This window comes from Paenibacillus pectinilyticus (assembly GCF_001700435.1).
Lineage (GTDB): Bacteria > Bacillota > Bacilli > Paenibacillales > NBRC-103111 > Paenibacillus_E > Paenibacillus_E pectinilyticus.
In genome coordinates, this window is the sequence record NZ_LYPC01000028.1 from 336,638 (window position 1) to 358,195 (window position 21,558).

The following is a 21,558-nucleotide window of genomic DNA, read 5'->3' on the forward strand; positions in this document are numbered from 1 at the left end:
GACGAATGATGTACAGACCTTTACCAAATTCAACCACGACAGGAGATCATCAAGACCTTATGAAGCTTAAGTGGAAACCTGAAATAAACGGCTCCGCCTCCCTTCCAGGACGGGTGCGTTTATCCAAAAATATAGCGAATTTAGTAGGTAAAACATATAAATCACTATATTTCAAAAAACTGACACTGGTTATCATTCCAGATACTACGCAATCGGTTGTCAGGTTTCGCATTTCCCATTTGTCTGCCTATATCGCTGCAGCATGCTTTTCCTTGCTAATGCTGATTTCCATATCCATTTATATCGTGCATGCCCATACTTTGAAACAAGCCAGTGATTTACAATCTAAGCTGAGCGGTGCCAACCAGAAGTGGAGCGCAACCGTTACTTCTAAAGATGCTGCTATTGAACAATTGCAAAATGAGGTCATTCAACTCTCCCAACAAGCGGAGCAAATGAAATCACAGGTCGAAGAAGTGAAAAAGCTCGAAAGCGACTTGAAGTCGATTGCAGGCATCGACCCTGGACCTAGCAATACAGCTGTTGCGAGCGCCTCTACAGGAGGCAAGACGAATACGGATACGAAAGAACTCTCTGATGATGTTACTGATTCTACGGCTTCAACTGGTGTTGGCGGCAGCCCGAATCCCGTCTCTCAAGAGGTTATTCTCAAACTAGGCCAAGATACACTAGCTTCGTTCACAGCGCTTACTGGCGAAGTGAAGGAATTACAGACGAATTTGACGGCTACGAAGCAAAAAGTCGCTGTCCAACAGCAACAGCTTCGTATAACGCCGACACTTTGGCCAACGATGACGAAGGTTGTTACTTCCCCTTTTGGCTATCGGACAGATCCTTTCACCAAAATACCTAGCTATCATTCCGGCATTGATTTCGGTGCGCATGAGAATGATCCCGTATTTGCAACCGCCGATGGCACTGTCGTCAGTACAGGGAAGGACATCTACCATGGCAATAACATCGTGATTGAGCATTCCAAGGGCTTACGCACCTGGTATATGCATTTAAATAAAATTCTTGTGAACAAAGGTGATTCCGTAGAAAAAGGCAGCACGATTGGTTTAGTCGGATCTACAGGACGCAGCACGGGTGCCCATTTGCATTATGAGGTTCTCAAAAACGGCGAAAGTGTGGATCCCAAACCGTATCTTAAATCAATTCGAAAGGATGACAACTAACATGTTCAAAAAAGGCAAGCAACTTATGAATCCAAATACAACGGATACGCTAATTGGTGAGGGAACCAGTTTCGAAGGCCGTATCAAATCAGAAGCCAGCATTCGTATCGAAGGCGGGATTACTGGCGATATCGATTGCGCAGGTGATGTGATCATCGGAGAGCACGGTGTCGTGAAATCCAATATTGCAGCGCGAGACGTCGTTTTGGCAGGAAGTGTTCAAGGTAATATTACGACCAAAGGTAAGCTGACCATTACATCCACCGGCTCCCTGCATGGCAATATTAGCGCAGCCTCATTCATCATTGAAGAAGGCGGCGTATTCCAAGGCAGCAGTAAAATGGACATCAAAGTGCCTGCAGTTGCACCAGTACCGAACAATGAACCTGAGACGGGCAACAGACCCGTGGCAGCACCAGAACCTATGTACAAAGGCAACACAGTCGCGATGTAAGCTGGTTTCAACTAGGATTGATGATAGCTGCGTGGTATACTAGTTGGAAATTCAATTCATTTCTAACTGATGCAGGAGACCTGAAACAATGAGAGAACAAACCATATTATTTGATCTGGATGACACGTTGGTGCATTGTAATAAATATTTTGACTTTGTCATCGATCAGTTCGTTGATCTGATGCTAACTTGGTATGCCGGACATGGACTGACCAAAGCGGATATTAAGCAAAAGCAGGCTCAAATTGATCTTGCCGGTGTTCATATTCACGGCTTTATGCCGGAACGCTTTCCAAAATCGTTCGTTGAAACGTATCAATGGTTCGCTGATCACTATCATCGACCTGTCAGTGCCAAAGAAGTGGACTGGCTCATGCAGCTCGGTCATACGGTCTACACCTACACGGTTGAACCTTATCCGTTGATGAATGAGACGCTCCATACCCTTCAAAATTCAGGGCACCAATTGTTTCTTTATACGGGCGGAGATGTTTCCATCCAAATGAAGAAAATTAAAGATGTTGGTCTGGACCAATTCTTCCAGGATCGCATCTTCGTCACGGTGCATAAGACGCGCGAGTTTATGAACACGTTGATGAATGAACAACGCTTCGATCGCGGACATACTTGGATGATCGGCAACTCGATCACCACGGATGTGCTTCCTGCACTTCATGCCGGTATCCACGCCATTCATATTCCGGTTGCGGATGACTGGGCGTTTAACAATGGCACGATTGATATAACGCCAAAAGGTGCATTTTATCAGGTGCCTTCGCTTCTCGAAGTGCCGGATACCATACATTCGTATATTCACAAATGAAAAAGCTGCTATAGAAAAAGAACGATCCATCGGTGCAACTCACACCTGTAGGATCGTTCTTTACTTTGTTATGCCGCGACATCGCGTCGACGGAATATTTCCCAGGAAAGTACATTAAACAATAGGAAGTAGAAAACGAGCACTGCGATGGAGAATCCCAATGTCATCCCATCTGCTACCGGTTGTCCCTCCAGATAGGGAGTGAGATCTGTATTCGCGAAGAGATAGTATTTGCCCCAGGAGTAACGCATGAACAACAATGTGATTAGTTGTCCTGCGAACATAATGAAAATACTAAGACCGATCGCGAGTGAAGCGCTGCGAAACACAGTCGAAATCATAAAGGCCAACGTAACAATCATGACCAGTTCAATCAATTTTAATCCATACGTCGCAAAAACATAGAGCAACATACTCTTCTCCTTCACTTGGCCCGCTGCATTCACTGTCAAATGAGGAAGACCCATGTGCCCGAAACCGTAGAGAAAGCCATTCACAATGAGGGCTGTAAGGAACAAGATGATCACTAATGTCGCTGCAAATAATAAGGTTGTGAGATACTTCGACAATAAGATCTTTGCCCTGCTGGCTGGTCGAATGAGCAGCAGTTTGATGGTCCCCCATGTAAACTCACCAGCAACCATGTCTCCTGCGATGATCACAGTAAACAAGGTAACCACCAAGATTAAGCCAGCTGCCGTCATCATACCGCCCCACAGCGTGTTATCCATAGGCGGGTAATTATGGTCCAACATATATTGCTGAGTCGCACTATCTTCTCGCATCTTCTGCTTAAAATTATCGGGAAGATCCGAGTTTGCAATCTCCGTCTTATTGTGCTCAATCGTTTCTGCTGCACTTGTTTTCCAACTATCATCATCATGGTGGCCACTGTGTGAAAATATCCCCGTGAGTATCACGATAACCACTAGCAAGAGAGCTAGTATCCATGTTCGCAGTCTACGAAAGATTTTCATATGCTCGTTCTTAATTAAATTAAGCAATCGGATCACTTCCCGTCATTTCCAAAAATTGATCTTCCAGCGATTTAATAGATTTACGAATGCCATAAACGGCAATGCCCGCTTCTACAAACTTTTGATTCCACGCAGCTGTTTCTTGTTTATCCAAATTCATGACCAGTTCGCTATCCACAACTTCCACGGAGACAGCCTTATCGGCAGCAAGCTTCACTGCTTGTTCTAAGTTGCTCAGTTCGAACACAATCCGTTGTTTGCCATCTTCCTGGACGAACTCCTTAATCAGGCGTACATCGATGAGCTTGCCATTCTGGATAATGGCCACTCTATCACACATCAGCTCCATCTCTGAGAGCAGATGAGAAGACACGATAACCGAAATCCCTTCTTCACGCGTAAGCTTGCGCAAATGATCCCGCAGCTCCCGGATACCAGCCGGATCTAGCCCATTCGTAGGCTCGTCCAGGATAAGGACAGAAGGCTTATGCAGCAGCGCTTGCGCAATCCCCAATCGTTGTCGCATGCCCAGCGAGTAGGTCTTCACTTTGTCATGTATACGATTCGTCATCCCAACTAGATCAATGACCTCTTGAATGCGGTCACTCCCTATACCAGGGATCATCCTCGCGTAATGAACCAAATTGTGGTAGCCGCTTAAAAATTTGTACATTTCCGGATTTTCTACAATTGCACCAATATGACGAATCGCTTGCTCAAAATGGGTACGAATGGAATGCCCGCCAATGCGTATATCCCCCTCCGAGATCGACATGAGTCCGACCATCATGCGGATGGTTGTCGTTTTGCCTGAGCCATTGGGACCCAGAAATCCGAAAACCTCGCCTCGTGGAACGTCAAAGCTTAACTTATCAATAATAGTTTTGGCACCTATTCGTTTCGAAACATGGTCAACCTGAACAATGGGCGTATGAGCCTCTTGTGATACCGACATCCGAATCCCCCTCAATTTATATCCAAATATCCAATATAATCCAATACTACCTTACTGCGCGTGTCATGCCTAGTCAAGAATGGCAATTACGTCCTTTCAGCCAGAAACGACTGCGGTCATATGCAACATGTGACTGCACTCACTATGGCTTTGGGCAAATTTTAGGTACAATGGAACCATAAGTTCCTTCGCAAAGGAGTCCCTCTATGATTCAAAGAAGACCGTGGCACGGTGTAGAGTGGTCGCTGTTTATCGTTTTGACTGGCGCTACACTGCTTGGTTTATTGTATAGCTGTATACATATCTATGAACAACCATTTCGTCAAATTCTATTAACCATCTTGGTTATCTTCTTCGCTTATGGGGTTCCCTTTCTTTTCTGGCGACCTCAGTACATTCACACGACTGCGTATCCGCTAGCGGTTCTCGTGACTGGTATCCCGTTGCAAATATATCTAGCTTGGATGGAGCAAGACGCCTTACTTACCATTAATTGCCCAATTATGGTCATTGGATTCCTCACCGATCGAAAAAATGCTTGGTGGACCGCACCTGTCTTCATGGTTGGGATGCCGACCGTTTACTTTTTCCTGCTGCATACGGATATGGGGGTCGGGCAATTATTTAGTTTTATCCTGAATGCCGCGCTCTTCTTCGCCATTGGACTTAGCTTACAACGAGTCGTCACCTCTAATGAGAAGACGGAGAAGCTGCTTGGGGAAAACCAACGGCAATATCATTTGATTCATGAGCAAAATAACGTCCTTGAGCAATACGCCAACCAAATTGAACAACTGACATTGGTTGAAGAACGCAACCGTATGGCACGTGAATTGCATGATACGGTTGGACATACCTTCACTTCCGTGATCATGGGCATGGATGCTGTCTCTTATCTCATTGAGGTCTCTCCAGAAAAAGCGAAGCAGAAGCTGGATGTCCTTCGAAATGTGACGCGCGGCGGGCTTGAAGAGGTGCGTCGCAGCATTCATCAAATGGTTCCCGAAGAGGGCGATCAACGGCTGTCCCAACAGCTGTCCGGTTTGGCGAATGAATTCGCTTTGCATACTGGCACACAGATTCACTTCACGAAAGTGAGTGAAGAGTTCGAAATTCCCAAGCAAACTAAGCTCTCCCTTATTCGCTGTCTGCAGGAATCTCTGACGAATGCCAAGCGCCATGGGCGGGCTACCTCCATCGAGATCGTGCTGACGTATGCGGAAGACCAAATTTCGCTTCGTATCGAAGATGATGGCGATGGTACAGATCAACTGAAAGTTGGTTTCGGGATTACCGCCATGCAAGAACGTATTTCGGAGCTGCAGGGGACTTTGCAGGTGCGCTCCGCACCGGGCCAAGGAACGGTCGTCCATTGTTTCATTCCCGTCAAACGATTCCCAACATTATAATCATGGTAAGGAGAATTGATTTCCTATGACTGTAAACCAAGCCCCACTTAAGCTGCTTCTCGTCGATGATCAGGATTTAATTCGTGAAAGCTTACACATCGTGCTCGGTATGGACCCTGACATCGATGTTGTCGGCTTAGCCGAGAATGGGCATGTCGCAGTTCAGCAATGCGAGGAGAATCAGCCTGATGTCGTACTCATGGATATTCATATGCCGATCATGGATGGGGTCGAGGCAACACGACAAATTAAGACGGCCTGGCCGCACATTCGGGTCATTATTTTGACCACCTTCCAGGAAATTGGCTATGTCGTGGATGCGCTGAGCGCAGGCGCAGAGGGCTATTTGCTGAAGGCCATTCACCCCAAGGACCTCGCTGCAGGGATCAAATGGGTTCATCAAGGCGGCACGCTTATTCCGCATGACATTGCGAAGATGCTTGTGCAGCAGGCCCGAGATGGTGGCGGCAGCGGCAGTCCGTCATCTTCGGATGACAAGGACGCGAGCTTACGTGCCGATGCGTACGGCTTGAGCGAACGTGAGCTGCAGGTGCTGCAAAGCATCGCCGACGGGCTGAACAACCGCGAGATCGCAGAGAAGTTGTTCTTATCCGAGGGCACCGTGAAAAACTACATCTCCAATATTTATTCGAAAATGGATGTCCGGGACCGGGTCCAAGCGTCGAAAAAGGCGCATGATGAGGGCATGCTGTAGGGGATATCATGTGAACGTCGACTCTGCCGCGGTTACCTTAACAATAAAGACCGCCCTTCATTTCTGAAGAAGCGGTCTTTATTTTTCCTATTCAAAAAGCTTCTCGAGAAAGCCTTTCCTTCTCTTCCGAATCTTGCCATAGCTCTTGACCCTAGAAAATGGCAATTGCGGTTCTTCCTCTTTCTTTTCAGCCACATGCATAGCACGATGAATCACTTCGTCCGGTGATTGCTGGAGTTCCACGTTATCGTCTTGATTCGCTGCTTGCTGGTGCACAACAATCGTATTGACTAGCTGCTCATGCAGTTTATTGTCTAATTGATGCCTACATAGTCGAAGAAACTGCTCTTGCTGTCTATTCTGGTATTCAAACTGCTCATGAAGTTGCAATTGGAGTTCCTCTACTTGCTTGGTAAGTAGCTTAACCGCCTCTTGCAAAGAATTTAGGTCCTGGGCCCCGAGCGGCTCAACACGCTCTAATTCCTCTGAGTACTCCTCATTCCCTGCTAATAAGGCTTCAAATTCAGCAGCTGTAAGGAGATCTTCTTTCTTCATGTGCACTCCTCCATTTCCGTACATCTTCACTCGTCCTCTTATTGTACATGAGTTTACGGAAATGTTCACGTTTATCTAGTCTAAAGATCCATACCAGCTTATTGCTTTGGTTATTAAGAGTCTTTTGTGCCCTTTATATTCATCATATACACGCAACTGATAGTCTCCTGAAAAGTTAAAGCTGGTAATTCCCTTGTCTCGAGGCGTCAATTGTACCCTATAAGGCATCTGAATTTTATTAATCGGTATTGCCTTTGCTGCACATCGTCCAAATCAAAATAACGGTTTTTCACCTAAATACTGAGAAAACAACACCCAATACTTCCCATACAGCTTCAAAATACAAAAGAATACCTAGCCGCTCTTTTTTCATTCGGTTCAGATTCCAGACATAGAGCGCTACAATTAAGAGACCGATCATACAAAAGAGCAATGTAAAAATAAAATACTTCATATAATCCTCCGTTCGAATGATCATTCATTCAGCTCACTGACTTTTTAATAAACGAACCTACAATAAAAACTTCCTAAAGTACTGCCCCTTATCTCCAACATGCGTTTTCGCATAGACTTTTTTTAACATATTACGAACTGTCCCCTCTGCAATACCCATATTAAAGGAAATTTGTAAAGCACTTTGATTATGAAGCCAAGCATAGGCTACCTCTTTTTCTCTTGAGGTCAGTTTATATGTTTCAAATTTCTTATTTAAGATTTCTTTTTTTTCATCTGGATCCCTGGTCAACGAATTAACTAATCGCTCTAACAAAATGCACGCGAAACTAACCTCCAACCCTTCCTTCATCGACAAATCCAAATAACCTATAATCTCACCATTAACTCTAATTGGCTGACAGATACAGGTCCAATCGGAAAACATCTCTAAGCTATGATTCCCCCCTTCAACAACAGAGGTAATCCCAGTATGCATAGCCAAAGAAATCGCATTAATTCCTGCTGCATGTAGGTCGAATGAACATCCCGGTACAACCTTGTACTGCTCCAGTGCATGAAGAAGAGGCTCAGCCCCCTCCATATGTATAACTACGCCATTGGTATTCGTAAGTATAAATAAATGGATAAATGGAATTGAGGTAGAGACTGATTGAATTTCCTTCTTTGCATACTCTTTAATTATTCCGCTAATACATCCTTCTACCCCTGAATCAGAGGGCAATGTTGTAGCCCAATTCACCCCTCCGTAGTTATCGATAAGTTGCTGCAATTCACTTTTGGCTCTCGCGGTTAAATCATTATAATGGATCCAAGTTCTTTGGCTTATGTTCACCTCAGTAAAGACACTCACGCTTCAAACTCCTCTTCACTATATTTATAAATAGAGTCGAAATCCCAGTTTACAATTTATTATTATACAAAATTACCCATGATTAATATTGTCGATTATTGTCGTATTTTCTCAAATTTTTCCTAAATTTTACTAAAAAAAGATCAATTCCTCATAAAGAGGAACTGATCTCCAACAACAATTATTCAATAAACGATATAGATAATGGAATGCCATTTGATATTTTCCAAGTGCCATCTGTTTGCTTTTTCAACACTGTCATATCATCAGAATTAAAATTCCTGAAATCTGGCCCACTCACTTTCGAAATCTTACTCTGAACACGGACATATGCTTCGTTCGTCGTAGCTTTTATTATTTTTACACTCGTGTTCGTGAACGTTAATTCAAATACCGCAGCTAGTTGTTTACCTTGAATCATCTTCTGTGCAATGTCGGGATACGAGCTATCATATAAAGCTGTAAGTGAATCAAAATCTTCCTTTTCAGAAAGCTGACGATCCCTCTCAATAACGGCTAGAATTTTCGACTGTTCATCAGTCGGCAAGGTTATCGTCTCTTCTTTATATTGATCCGCTTTGAGGTAGTCAATTTTGTTAATGACCGTTTGCGAAGTCTTCCATTCACCATTGATTCGTTTCAACAAGGCTACCGCTTCGACCTGCGTATTTTCGAAATCAGGCCCTTTCACCTTTTTCGTGGTTTGAGTAAAAGCAACACTTGCGTTGTCTTTATCTACTTCCACTTTGTCGCTGATTTTTAAATCATAAGCCAGATCATACAAGGCAAAGGTTTGCGTTAAGATTGCTTTGGTACTTTCATAAACAGGTGATGCCGGGTCAATCGTTGCCAATACTGCATTCACATCTTCAAGTGCGCTGCCGTCAACCTGCCGCTGTACAACATGCTTGATCTGTTGATCCGTTTTCGCAATATACACGGTTTGACTCAATCCGTCCCAACTTACCTCTCGCCCTGACGCTTCGCCCACGAATCGTAAAGGAATGAAGGTAACATTGTCCTTAATCACAGGAGCCACTTCCAGCTGTATTTCTTTCCCGTTCACCCATGCTGTTGTGCTGCCAATCACTAGCTTCACATTTGTCTTATCATTTACACCTGTTACCTCTTGTTTGCCCGCATCCCAATCTACTTTGAGCCCTAGCGCTTCGAAGGCAGTACGGAACTGAACGAGCGTATTTCCTTCTGCCAGATAAGGCTGAACCTCGAATGTGAGTGCCTTATCATCGACCAGTACCTTAATGCCCTGCCCTTCAGCAGCACTAACGCCTGCCGCTCCTATTATTAACGAGAAAGCAACCATGCCTGATACGAATAATTTTTTCAAACCTACCCACTCCTATTCTTGTGATAAATGTATGGTTAATTCCTGTCCGGATGCTGTCCATGATAATTTCGAAAGCTGCTTCTGAAACGCATCCAATTGAACCCAGCTAGTCCCATTTAAAAGGAATGCGTCACCTGTTACAACAGAAGACACATGATAGCCTACGTCTGAGCTATTTGACTTGATTGTGACCACTTGACTGGATGCATCCCAGTGAATCTCTGCTTGAGCTAAAGCGGCCAATAAGCGGGCAGGTACATAGTAGTTCTCCCCCACCTTTTTAAAAGGTACATTTACAGGCAATTCTACTTGATTACAAAATGTCATCGTATCCGTTAGCTCTAAGTCCAATTGTTTCGTATGTAATGCTAGCAACCCTCTGAGCAGGGTCTCTATCTCACCGCTAACCTCTATATCCGGCTCAATTCCGACTTCATTCACCTTGTGCTGCTGTGGCGTTAGCCACTCCATACTCGTGACCTTGAGAGTTCCACCGCTGATCAGCGGGATGACCTGTTGCGCAACTCCTTTGCCATAGGAGCGGGTACCGATTATCGTCGCAAGCTTGTGATCTTGCATAAAGCCTGCGAACATCTCGGAAGCACTAGCGCTATAGGTATTAATGAGAACGCTGACTGGTAAACCCAAGCTGTGTCCCTCTTTGATTTCAACGGGTTGAGGTTCCGACACGCCTTGCTTCTTCTCATACATAAAGACCCCGTTCTCAATAAAATGCTCTGCCAATTTCTGAGCAACCTCAACATAACCACCGCCATTGTCACGCAAGTCAACGATTAAGGAGGTCATTCCCTGTGATTGTAAATCTTCAAGCGCTTTGGCAAACTCAAGCTCTGCGTTCCACGAGAAGGTATATACGCGGATATAGCCTATTTTCCCATTGAATAAGTTATGAGTGACAATTGGATATTGAATGCTTGCATACGTTAGTGTCAGCAACTTCTTCTCTTCACCACGTAAAATCATAATCGCAATAGAGTCGCCTTCTTTTTTGCCTGACAACACTTGATTTAAAGCATTCTGCGAAAGTGTACTTACTTGTTGCCCACCTACAGCCAGTAAATAATCTCCCGCACGTAGTCCCCCCTGCTCCGCAGGAGTCCCCTGGAATATCTGATTTACATAAGTACCTTTGTCATTAATAGCTAAATGAAAGCCTAGGCCTACACGTTGGCCATTTACAGCGTTTTGGAACTCATTCCCTTTGGAAGGTTCATAATACTCCGTATAGGGATCATCCAAGGAGTCCACCATGCCTTGTAAGGCTGCATCCAGCAGCTTATCTTTTGAAGCACCGCTAATATGCAAAGTACTCAACAAGCTCAAAACTTCCTCGAAGCGGTAGGCAGATTTCGATTGGGCCTGATCAGAGGTGTTAGATACTAACTTGTCACCTTCCGCAGTAGACGCATGAATAGATAATGGTGCTTGCAGAAGAATCATCAACATACTCGTCGAAATCATTAACTTTAGAAACTTCCTTGCGATACACGATTCCCCCTCTCATCAAGTTGATGGATACAATTACACTAAATCTCATCGTAAAGGATCGGTTTCTTGCTGGATATATCCTATATAGGATATATAATCAGGTCTAACTCAGGCATACATGCGCAAAATAGCGACTACAGTCGTCCTAATAGAACGAGCACGCAGCCGCTTTTACATTTGCTATTTTCTCTGAAACGCCCCCCAAATACGATCAACCGCTTCACCAATTCTATCCTTATTAAAAGGTTTTACCAGAAAATCCTTAGCTCCCGCGCGAATGGAATCGATAACTAATTTCTGTTGCCCCATCGCTGAGCACATAATTACACTAGCACGTGGATCGAATTTGATGATTTCCTTCAGCGCTAGTATCCCATCCAGCTCGGGCATCGTAATATCCATCGTCACTAAGTCAGGTTTATATTGTTTGTATAAATGCACACCTTCATGCCCATTACGACCTTCTGCTACAATCTCATGACCCAGGGAAATGAGGTGATCTTTTAACAGCGCTCTCATAAAAGCGGCATCATCGACAATGATGATTCTCATGTTTCCGGCTCCCCTTCTACCATTTTTCTTAAAATGTCCCCACCACATCTCCCATTGTAGCAATGGCTTCTCTCAAAATTCTCACATACTTCCAATTCCTGTCGATTTATCTGATCTCACGTCAAAAACAAAAGACGGTCGAAACCAGAAATCCTAAGATTTCAAGGTCCGACCGCCTATGTTATACGATTTAATTACCTAACTAGTGGATCAAATTAATCCTGATTTTTGTAAAAGTTTTTGGATGATCGCGGCGACTTCCGCGCGTGTCATGTTATCCCCCGGTGCCATGAGGGCATCGGTTCGTCCAGAGACAAGACCCAACTTCAGGCTTGCCGCTATGCCGGCTTTGGCATAATCAGAAGCCTGCGAAGCATCGGTAAATCCTGCTAGAAGTTGATCGGCTTCGCCAGCAGCAAGCTGGGTTTCCAGTCCTGTCAGCTGCATCGCGCGTGCAATGATCGTCATGGCCTGCTCGCGCGAAATGGCATCAGAGCCGCCAAAGTCACCATTCGCATAGCCCGAAATGATGCCGTATTGTGTCGCTGCCTGTAGATACGGAGCGTACCAATCCGAAGCTTGAACATCATGGAATGCGCTGCTGCCTGCATTCGCCTTTATTCCTAAGGCTTTGACCACAATGGCTGTAAATTCAGCTCGCGTAATATCCCGATTCGGCTGGAATTGCTGATTACCAACGCCGCCTACGATCATGCGAGATCCCATTTCGTTGATCACGTTTTGTGCCCAATGGGAAGTCACATCCGTAAAGGATACTGGATTTGCAATCAAGGCAAATACGCCGCTGCTTGAAACCGTACGGATGATAGCGTAAATCTGACCGTCGACACGTCGAATTTGTGTAGGAACATGATGGATGCTTCCATCATCGTCCATAACAACACCCGTTGTTACCTTGCTTGCCTCTGCCTCGCTAGCTAACCGTACCGACCGTTCTACATAGCTACTGAAATCAGCAAGCTCGTAGATCTTCTCACCATAGATGTAAGTCACTTTGAAACTTACGGGCGGAGCCATGATCCCAAAGCCGCCTGCCGTGGCTGCATTCGCAAGCTTTTTCGCTTGTTCCGGCCACGATGCACGCATTTCGATGTGCACACTGATATCCTTAAACGCGACATTTGCGCCTAGCTTAGCTGAGATTGCCTTTAATGCGAGCTGCTGTGCCGGAATACGATACCGGGTCGTGCCGTTGTCTACGATGAGATCGGCATTCTTGTTCGCCATTTTTTGAAGTAATTCGGCACTCAGCTCACCGATCGCGATATCCGAACGGTTTTTGAACTGGATTGTAATTGCCGCCTGCTGACCTTGCTGATCTAGCAGTTTACCCATCACTTCCTCGTTAACGGAAATCGTGGAGGTGACGACCGCACCATTCGTTGAAGCCGTTTCAAGTCCGGCTGTCTCGGCTTTGCCGTTGACAAGCACGTCAACGGTCGAACCTACAGGTGGCGGTGTGAAGCCACCGAGGCCACTACCTCCCCCTATAACAGGAGGCACCATTTTTTTGTAAGTCGCTGAGAAAATACCGCTATTGTTACTACCCTCAATGACTGTGATCGCTTTGATCGTTGTTGTTTCGTTTAGCGTAATGGCCTGCGAATACACGAGTGAATTCTCAGAAGGGTCCCTACCGTCGATCGTGTAGTAAATAGTTCCACTAGGCTCCGTGGTTGCAAGGGTTACTTCGATCTTCTCTTTGAATTCCGCGGCATCTGTACCCGTCGGCTTTACAGCCGTTTCCGCATACATGATAGGATCCTTGTTAATCTTAATCGATCGGCTTTCGCCATTCTTGGACGCCGTAAGTACGGTTTGTGCACCTTCTTTGCCGATAGACCAGTGAATGGACGAATCCTTGGTTTGCTCAAAGCTGCCCGTCACGTGGTAAGCTGTATCTTCGAATTTCAAAATAACGGCCACCGTCGACAGATCACTTTCTGTCTTCCCGTTTGCAACAGCAAGCTGTGGGTAATACCCCATCTTCGCTGTCCAAACCGTGCGATCCAGCCCTGCAGGCACATTACCTTTGATTAGATCAGCCGTTTTCAGTGCTGCCGCATTATTTGCATCTGTTGATACACGATTGCCCGCTTCGTTGTAATAGGCGATCTTCATCTGAAGCATTTGTTCATCGAAGTAATTGTTCTGAAGCGTCGCTCGTTGACCCAATTGACCTGCAATGCCACCAAAGAATGATTTCCCTTTGACTAAGAATCCATTACTATTCGCGGAAATTTGTCCGCTGTTAACGCTTGTGGCAATGGAGCCGGCCGATGCCCAGCCTGCGATTCCGCCTGCTCTAGCAATCGTAACACCGTTCGCCGTCACTGCGCCCGCGTTGTAGCTGTCTGCAATGATGCCATCATTCTCGCCAGCAATGCCGCCTGCACTTGGCGAATCCGCATTGGCTGTTACGTCCGCATAGGAAAAGCTTTGCGTGATTGATGCTGCGGGTAAATTCATACCCACAATACCGCCAATCGCAGATCCATTCGCTGTGAGAGAACCATGTACGGCTGCACCTGTAATCGCACTTGCATTTGTTCCAACTACGCCTCCTACTTCGTTCGTACCCGTAAGTTCAATATCTGCCACACGAACTTGCGTCATCGTGCCGTTGTTCACACCGGCTATACCGCCAGTTTGAGCACCGACGCCTTGCAACTTCGAGTTAGTGACGGCCACATTGGACACGATTGCTCCCGCAGCGTTCATTCCTACGGCAACACCTGTCTGCGTGCCTCCGGTAATTAGCGCATGGTCAAATGTCACATTCGCCAAGGTCCCCTGATTGTTAGAAATAAAACCATAATGGTTATACTGATCTGCCCAATAAGTGAGTCCTGAAAGGATGTGATTGGCACCATCAAACTCACCTTGGAAGCTGACAAATGGCGTCCATAACCGAGCTTTGAGGTCCAAATCGCTGGTAAGGGTTACCTTTTGAATGACAGGTAATTGCGTTGCCCCCCGATCGAACCACTGATAGAAAGCCAAATCATTATTGACGTCAGCAATACCTGCCAACTGCGCAGCGCTTGCTGCTACGAATGCAGGATCACCTTTCACCTGTGTTTGTAAGAACGATACATCTGGCGCAAAGCTCCAATTCGTCACGTTAACCAGCACAGGAGCACTATGATTAAAGCCATCCATGTAACTCCATGTCGCAGCATTTGCCCCGAAATTCCAATTCGGAAGCTTATTATGATTCGTAAAATCCGCTAACTTTACATTCCCAGCTTGTCCACTGCTTGTATCGTATTTAATTGGCGTTAAGGTGCCCGTGAAGTAGGCATTGGCTACCAAGCCATCTCTGAAATTGTAGCCAATCAGCGCGCCCATGTACGAATTGGCTCCGCCAGCTTGCGCCGATATTTGTAGGACATTTTCGTATACGCGTGTTAAACTACCATCGTTGTACCCCGCGAAACCACCCGCGTATGAACGGGTAGCACCGTCTGAGCCCAGCACAGTTACCGCGTCTTGTGATGCATATGCATCAGCAATCATACCACCGTTGTTGATTACACCAGCAAAACCGCCGCCTCGCGCATCAAATGACGTATTCGTCACATTGCCTGACGCGTAAGCTTCCTGAATCTGATAGCGATTAATCGTACCTGCGAAGCCGCCTGTGAAAACTCCCGCTTTACCTTTTACATTAACGGTACCCTCAGCGAAAGCTCGTTTAATCAATCCCGTTGTGCTATCACCCAGTAATCCAGCAAAACCGCCGGCATAGACCGTATTGTAAGGGTTGGTACTAGATACCTGAATCGGAAGATGGGCAGACACATTTTGCATATCTGTCGCATCCGCCATCCCCACAATGCCGCCAACATGTGTTGCGGTAGGAGCTCGATCCACGGTAAAGCTATCGCCAATTGTGATTTGCTCCTGATGCGGGGACTCTGCACGGACATAAGCGATTTTACCGCCAGTTGCTTGTCCGACAATACCACCGATGTTGTAATCACCGCTCGAAGTGACTTCTATGCCGCTAGTTACGCTTGTGTTCACAATGGTGCCGCTGCTTAAACCGGCGATACCACCGAGCGTAGCCGTCTTCATACCCGTAACGCGAAGAACCGCTGCGGAGGTCGAGTTGTAGATCGAAGCCTTATGGAGCTGTCCAGTAATCGCACCTAGGATGGCATTGGCCGTATGATCAACGCCTGTCACCTCGATCACTTTAGCTGGTATATTGGCTTCATATATACCCGCATAGAGTGGGATGAAGTAGCCGAAATCCAGTGCTGCATCGGGACGCGAAGCTTCCATAATACCTGCGACGCCTCCAACCGAGTGATCTCCCGAAGTCACGGCTACTTGGATCGTCGGAGATACTTCCGGCTTATAGAGGATAGAATCATAGCTATGACCCGCTATTCCGCCGACAACCAGATCCTTACCAGAGGCTGTGATCGCTCCTTCAAAAGCTAAGCCTTTAACAGCCGCATTCGTTAACTTGCCAACCATACCCCCGAGGGTACCTCCATCGCCAATGGAGAGACGAACATTCCTGACGGAAGCAACGTCGACATCCCATGTGTTATTGCCTTTACCTGTTTTATCTCCTACGAGACCGCCGACGAGACCATTCCCTTGGATATTTACGACAGCTGTCGTATTTACTGCATGTACTGACGCATTCTTAATGACCTGGCTATTACCCGAAAGACCAATCGCGCCACCAAGAATGGCATTCGCTCCAAGCCCTTTGATCGCACCATCTGTTAGGGAAACCGCTAGCCCATCACCTGTCCCTGACAAATAGGAACCGATTAAGCCGCCAGTTATACTTCCCGCTCCCGAGGTTTGAACCACGGCTGTAGCTGGGATGGAGATGGAGAGCGCCTTCGTATTGCCAGCCTGCCGACCAATCGCACCGCCGACAATGGCGTTTTCACCTGAGGCTTCGATGCTGCCGGCCGTCAAAGTGACAACACCATTGGAGATATCCGAGACATTATCCCCCACCAAACCGCCTAGGATCGCATGATCCGCAGCCGAAGTCACCTTGCTGCCATCCTGCAAGCTAAGCGTCACATGATCCAGACTGCCTATGTTTCGACCTAGAATACCACCAACGAAAGTTCCGTTAGCTACTATGGCTCCTTTGGCTAGAGTAACCCCAATGCCAGAGACGCTGCCTTTGTTAAGCCCTGCCAAGGAACCAACGTACTGAGTGCCTTGAACGGAGACAGGCTCCACATTCATGTCCTGCACAGTCGCGTATTCACCAATAACGCCAAACAATCCAGCATACGGGGTAGCTGTGACTTGCAGCCCGCTGATCAACTGACTTTTGCCTAAAAACGTTCCTTCGAACGCATGTTGTTCCGTATAACCAATAGGTACCCATTGATTCGATTGCACATGAATGGGTGCTGCCAGTTCAATTTCTCTGCCTTTAAAATCAAACGGCTCTACACCCGTAATCGTGCCGTTCACGATCCCAGCAAGCCCAGCCAGATCAGCTTCGGTTTGAATCGTGAAGCGCAATGTCGAAGGCTTTTTCGTGTACCAATTGATGTTCATGTTGACCTGGTTCCCGCTTCCGCCGTCCCCTCCGGCCCCACCGTCCGAGCCTCCCGATGAACCGCCCGTATTCGCGCTTAGATTCAGCTCAGGGTATTGGTAGGCGGCATTCGAAGATCCGTATCTCCATGCTGTGTCGCTGAAGGTCCATCCCGATAACGCTGGGAATGTAGTGCGATTTGCAAGTGATTCCGCCAGTATCGGACTAAGTCGTGCATATAAATTAAGCTCATAATACGTGCCGCCGCCAAAATCTAGCAGACCGCTGTTCAGCGATTTATTCTCGTCCTTCACGTAATATGTATTATCGATGAGATTCTTGCTGGCATTATCGTAATAACCAGCAAAACCGCCGGCGAATGCACCATTCGCGCCGTTCACCTGGCCTGCTGAATAGCTGCCTTTTACTTGGCCTGACTTCAATAAGCCTACTAATCCACCCGCATAGGCGTCTTTGGCATTCGCGGTGATCGCTTTGGCGGAATACGAATTCGTAATTGTTCCTGTATTACCGCCAACCAAACCGCCGACATACGTGTTCACACCGTTCGCTGTCACATTAGACGATGTGAAGCTCTTGTCTACGCTTCCGCTATTCTTGCCGACCAAGCCGCCTAAGAGGGTATAATTCCCGCTCGTTCCAACGGCATCTCCCTTTAAGTCGTTCTCGATGTAGGATGCGATGACGTTACCGCTGTTTTCTCCGACTAATCCGCCTGCTACAGTTGAAGATCCACTGACGCTAAGAAGTGCATTGGAATACGTATAATAAGTTGTTCCTGTGTTCTTACCGATGAGCCCTCCGACGACGCCGAAGTTACCATCTGATGTGACAGGAAGCTTCTCGGCAATACTGTTATTAGCCACGATGCTTCTGTTCTCGCCAATCATCCCGCCTGTCGTCGAGGAGGGGGCATGTACGATCAATTTGCCCAAAACACGGCTATTTTGTACGGTACTGACTGCTTTCACAATGGCAACTGCATCGGCTTGTCCACTTCTTGCATCATTCAGCCCGATCATGCCGCCAATGGTAGAAGTGGTCGCAGAACTTGGGACGTTGATCGCGAGTGTATCAACGAAGTTCTGATTCAACAGCGCTGTCTCCGTCCCTTTGTTATAACCCGTCAATCCGCCTACGACGGATTGAGGACCTTTCGGTGTCAGGTTGATAAACTGACCAAAAACCTTCTCGATTTTACTCTCGATATTCGTGCCAACAAATCCGCCTGCGTGTACCCCGCTTGCGCTGCTATCCACCACAAGTGTCAGATTTTCCACGTTGAAGCTCGCTGCATTCCCCGTCACGTTCACTCGCTCAGCTTGACCAGCTAGTCCGCCTCCATGGGAGTTGCTGCCAAAAATGTTCAGCACAACGTAGTCCGGCATAACACCACGTGCATAGGATTGCGTGATCGACGCGTCTTTGATCTGTCCTGCCAACCCGCCTACCATCGTGTTCGCTCCGCGAACCATCAGCACCGGGCTTTCGGCTATGACGGTTTGCAGCGATGTTTTGTTGCTGCTTCCTACAATACCGCCCACTTGCGCTCCACTAGCCGTGCTAGAAGTCGTAATAGCTACACCCGCCACATTGGCATCTTGGCCATTGCCTTGGATGGCACCGTCTTCTGCGCTGCCAGCAATACCGCCGATTGTTGAATCTCTGCCCTCGGCTTTCAGCTGCAGCACGCCTCCGTCTCCGGCAACCACATGCGGATTCACGATATGACCTCGTGTAAATCCAGCCACACCGCCGATGGCATTATTCAAGCCTTTCGCTGTGATGGAAACCTGTTTCACGGCGAGTCCCGTAAGGGCGCTTCGATTATATCCGGCAATACCGCCTAAGAAGGCGCCATCTCCTTTGGCATCAATACCCACGCCCGCTACTTCCTGCAAAAGCCCGCCTATCAACTCGGAGCTGTTATCACCTACGATACCGCCAACCTTGCTTTCCGCTCCATCGCTAGTGAGCATTACGTCATGGACAACAACCCCTGACGTTGGTGTGCCTAAGGTCATGCTTGCCGATGCGGCTCCCGCCACACCACCGACACGTGCGTGATCTGCTCCAGCCGCAGACGTTACGGTGACTTTGTTCACCTTTGAGCCACCAAGCAGGAGTGCTCCATCATCTGCGCCAACGATACCGCCTGCTGCCGTATTGCCTGCAGTAACTCCGATTGTCACACTGCCATTATTTGCAGCGTCTTCTTGCCCAATGGTCACATCTGTCATGGACCCTTTGGCCTGACCGGCTGCGCCTCCGGCGTAGCCGCCGACTCCTGTCGATTGGATATCTACATAACGGACCGTAGCTGCTGATACAGTCCCACTTAGATAACCCGCGACGCCTCCAACATGCCCGTCAGATGCTAACTTGGCAACATTTTCAGCCGTGCCGCCAATAGCCGCGCCAATAATCGTTCCGCTTTCTACATAACCGGCTACCCCGCCTGTGTTGGCACCCATGCCGCCATTAACTGTCAGCTGCCCCTTAAAGACAGGACTTGAAATGGTGCCATTTACGCCGTAGTAGCCTACAATACCACCTGTAAATACTGCGCTATCTTCTCCTGGGGAAGCTGCTGTTACTGTTATTTTATTAGAAAACGATTCCCTGCTCATATTCGTATCACTTCCAGATACTTTTCCGATATACCCGCCTGTGAAAAGCCTTAAGGAACCTCTCACTGTGATGTCGCCAAGGCTTTGTACATTATCCGCTGCTTTGATGTATGCTTTGTTCGAAGTAATACCGCCTGTATAGATATCCGAAACGCCGGATACCGTAATCTGTCCGCTGTTCGAATAATCATCTTTGCTCGTACCGTTCAGGAACATTCGATTGCCAACGAAGCCTACTAACCCGCCCGTGTAAATCTGATCTCCGGATCCTGTGACCTGAAGGGATGCCTTATTTTGAGCGGCACTCGTGAATGAGACGTTGCCTCCTGTTTTGCCGACAATGCCACCCGTATAAAGGCCTCCCTCACCGCTTACAACGAGAGGAGCATTGTTCGTAAAACCTTTTCCAAGCAGGAGATCGCCATATACAATCCCAGTTACTCCGCCCGTGTAGACGGAAGAACCCGCTTGGTTCGTGATGGTCCCGGTTTGTGTAAAAGGGACATCCAGTGTCATATTTTGCTCAAATGAACCCACTAATCCCCCAACAAATGATCCCTTGGAGCCTGGTGCAAGAACTGTAATCGGTCCACTGTTCGAGGTTTGATTCGAAAAGCTGACTGCCGTGCCACCCTCAACTCTGCCCAAAAGGCCGCCGATCACACTATTCTTGTTGTTCAATGCCATGACAGCACCGCTGTTTCGAATCATGGTGTTTTCATTCCCCATGGATAATGAGGCATTCGCTAAGCCGACAAGACCGCCTGCATTGGCTTGATACACGCTATTCGAAACCGTAACCGCGCCTAAATTTTCAATTTTCTTCAAAGTTAGACCTGGCTCGCCCGTCGAAGTCGCAGCGATACCGCCAACGATTCCGTTGGAAGAACCGTTCAAAGTAACGCTCGCCTGATTGACGATATTAGACAATACGCCAGAGCCACCGCCCACTACTCCGCCAACAAAGGCATCTTTGGCTGTAGTCACCGTGATTGCAGCTTCATTAATAATGTTATAAACGGTGCTGTTTTGATCCATGTATCCTGCAATTGCGCCGACTTGTACGCTCTCGCTAGAGTTGACTTGGATATTCCCCAACACATGGAGACCTCCGACAGTTGCTCCGCTCAAGTAACCGAAAAGTCCAGTTTGCTTAGCGCTGTTATTCATAGAAAGACCGGACAGATTAAACATCTGTCCGCCTTTTCCAACCAACGTACCCTTAAACGGATAAATCAAGCTTCCGACAGGCACCCATTTGTAATCCTTTAAGTCTAGGTTAACGCTAACCTCTAACACTTTTTTATCAAAATTAGTCACACCGCTGTTGACCAACTTAGCAACCCCTGCAAGCTTGTCCGGTGTATCAATCGTAAACGTCATATAATCTTCGTTATACCAAGTGGTCGTCGCATGATTTTCCCAATTATCCGTATCGGCGTAAACCATATAGGCCGCTGCCGAGATGGAAAGGAGAAAGGTGACAATCATCATGAACCCGACTGTTTTCCTTGTAAATCGCATGTTACACCGTCCCGCTAGTTTTATCATTAA

Annotated in this window: 14 protein-coding genes; 5 read left to right on the forward strand and 9 right to left on the reverse strand. The window is 47.1% G+C overall.

Translation table 11 applies throughout. The features are described from left to right. Positions 1-59: 59 nt before the first annotated feature. From A8709_RS29355 to A8709_RS29365, 3 genes are all read left to right on the forward strand, one after another. On the forward strand, positions 60-1,199 hold the full coding sequence (locus A8709_RS29355) for a M23 family metallopeptidase (protein WP_167357204.1): 1,140 nt from the start codon (positions 60-62) through the stop codon (positions 1,197-1,199). A gap of 1 nt (position 1,200) precedes the next feature. Then, a complete protein-coding gene (locus A8709_RS29360; RefSeq protein WP_065857937.1) occupies positions 1,201-1,653 on the forward strand; it encodes a bactofilin family protein in 453 nt (150 codons plus the stop codon). Between the two features lie 88 nt (positions 1,654-1,741). Then, on the forward strand, positions 1,742-2,476 hold the full coding sequence (locus A8709_RS29365) for an HAD family hydrolase (protein WP_065857939.1): 735 nt from the start codon (positions 1,742-1,744) through the stop codon (positions 2,474-2,476). 68 nt (positions 2,477-2,544) lie between these two features. On the opposite strand, the gene A8709_RS29370 is transcribed toward A8709_RS29365, so the two are convergent. Together A8709_RS29370 and A8709_RS29375 are read right to left on the reverse strand one after the other, a co-directional pair. Further along, positions 2,545-3,453 (reverse strand): ABC transporter permease, encoded by a 909-nt coding sequence (locus A8709_RS29370; RefSeq protein ID WP_084225671.1) that lies wholly within the window; start codon positions 3,451-3,453, stop codon positions 2,545-2,547. A 19-nt stretch (positions 3,454-3,472) separates the two neighbouring features. Continuing rightward, positions 3,473-4,408, reverse strand: a complete 936-nt coding sequence (locus A8709_RS29375; protein ID WP_065857943.1) for an ABC transporter ATP-binding protein — start codon at positions 4,406-4,408, stop codon at positions 3,473-3,475. Positions 4,409-4,614: 206 nt separating this feature from the next. Between A8709_RS29375 and A8709_RS29380 the strand changes: the two genes are divergently transcribed. Further along, positions 4,615-5,817 (forward strand): sensor histidine kinase, encoded by a 1,203-nt coding sequence (locus A8709_RS29380; RefSeq protein WP_065857944.1) that lies wholly within the window; start codon positions 4,615-4,617, stop codon positions 5,815-5,817. A 25-nt stretch (positions 5,818-5,842) separates the two neighbouring features. Next, positions 5,843-6,532 (forward strand): response regulator transcription factor, encoded by a 690-nt coding sequence (locus A8709_RS29385; RefSeq protein ID WP_065857946.1) that lies wholly within the window; start codon positions 5,843-5,845, stop codon positions 6,530-6,532. Positions 6,533-6,619: 87 nt separating this feature from the next. Here the strand turns inward: A8709_RS29385 and A8709_RS29390 are convergent, their stop codons facing one another. The 7 genes from A8709_RS29390 to A8709_RS29420 all read right to left on the reverse strand — a co-directional run bounded on the left by A8709_RS29390 (position 6,620) and on the right by A8709_RS29420 (position 21,528). Beyond that, positions 6,620-7,087 (reverse strand): hypothetical protein, encoded by a 468-nt coding sequence (locus A8709_RS29390; protein WP_065857948.1) that lies wholly within the window; start codon positions 7,085-7,087, stop codon positions 6,620-6,622. A gap of 289 nt (positions 7,088-7,376) precedes the next feature. Continuing rightward, the gene (locus tag A8709_RS29395) at positions 7,377-7,565 is read right to left on the reverse strand and encodes a hypothetical protein (protein ID WP_065857950.1); all 189 of its coding nucleotides are present in this window, start codon (positions 7,563-7,565) and stop codon (positions 7,377-7,379) included. A gap of 33 nt (positions 7,566-7,598) precedes the next feature. Further along, a complete protein-coding gene (locus tag A8709_RS29400; protein ID WP_065857953.1) occupies positions 7,599-8,393 on the reverse strand; it encodes a helix-turn-helix transcriptional regulator in 795 nt (264 codons plus the stop codon). Between the two features lie 181 nt (positions 8,394-8,574). Next, on the reverse strand, positions 8,575-9,741 hold the full coding sequence (locus A8709_RS29405) for a copper amine oxidase N-terminal domain-containing protein (RefSeq protein ID WP_065857955.1): 1,167 nt from the start codon (positions 9,739-9,741) through the stop codon (positions 8,575-8,577). 12 nt (positions 9,742-9,753) lie between these two features. Then, positions 9,754-11,223 (reverse strand): S41 family peptidase, encoded by a 1,470-nt coding sequence (locus tag A8709_RS29410; RefSeq protein WP_065857957.1) that lies wholly within the window; start codon positions 11,221-11,223, stop codon positions 9,754-9,756. Positions 11,224-11,430: 207 nt separating this feature from the next. Continuing rightward, positions 11,431-11,802: a response regulator gene (locus A8709_RS29415; protein ID WP_065857959.1), complete on the reverse strand. Its 372-nt coding sequence runs from the start codon at positions 11,800-11,802 to the stop codon at positions 11,431-11,433. 210 nt (positions 11,803-12,012) lie between these two features. Then, complete coding sequence (locus tag A8709_RS29420) at positions 12,013-21,528, reverse strand: S-layer homology domain-containing protein (RefSeq protein WP_141692699.1); 9,516 nt, start codon at positions 21,526-21,528, stop codon at positions 12,013-12,015. Positions 21,529-21,558 lie beyond the last annotated feature (30 nt).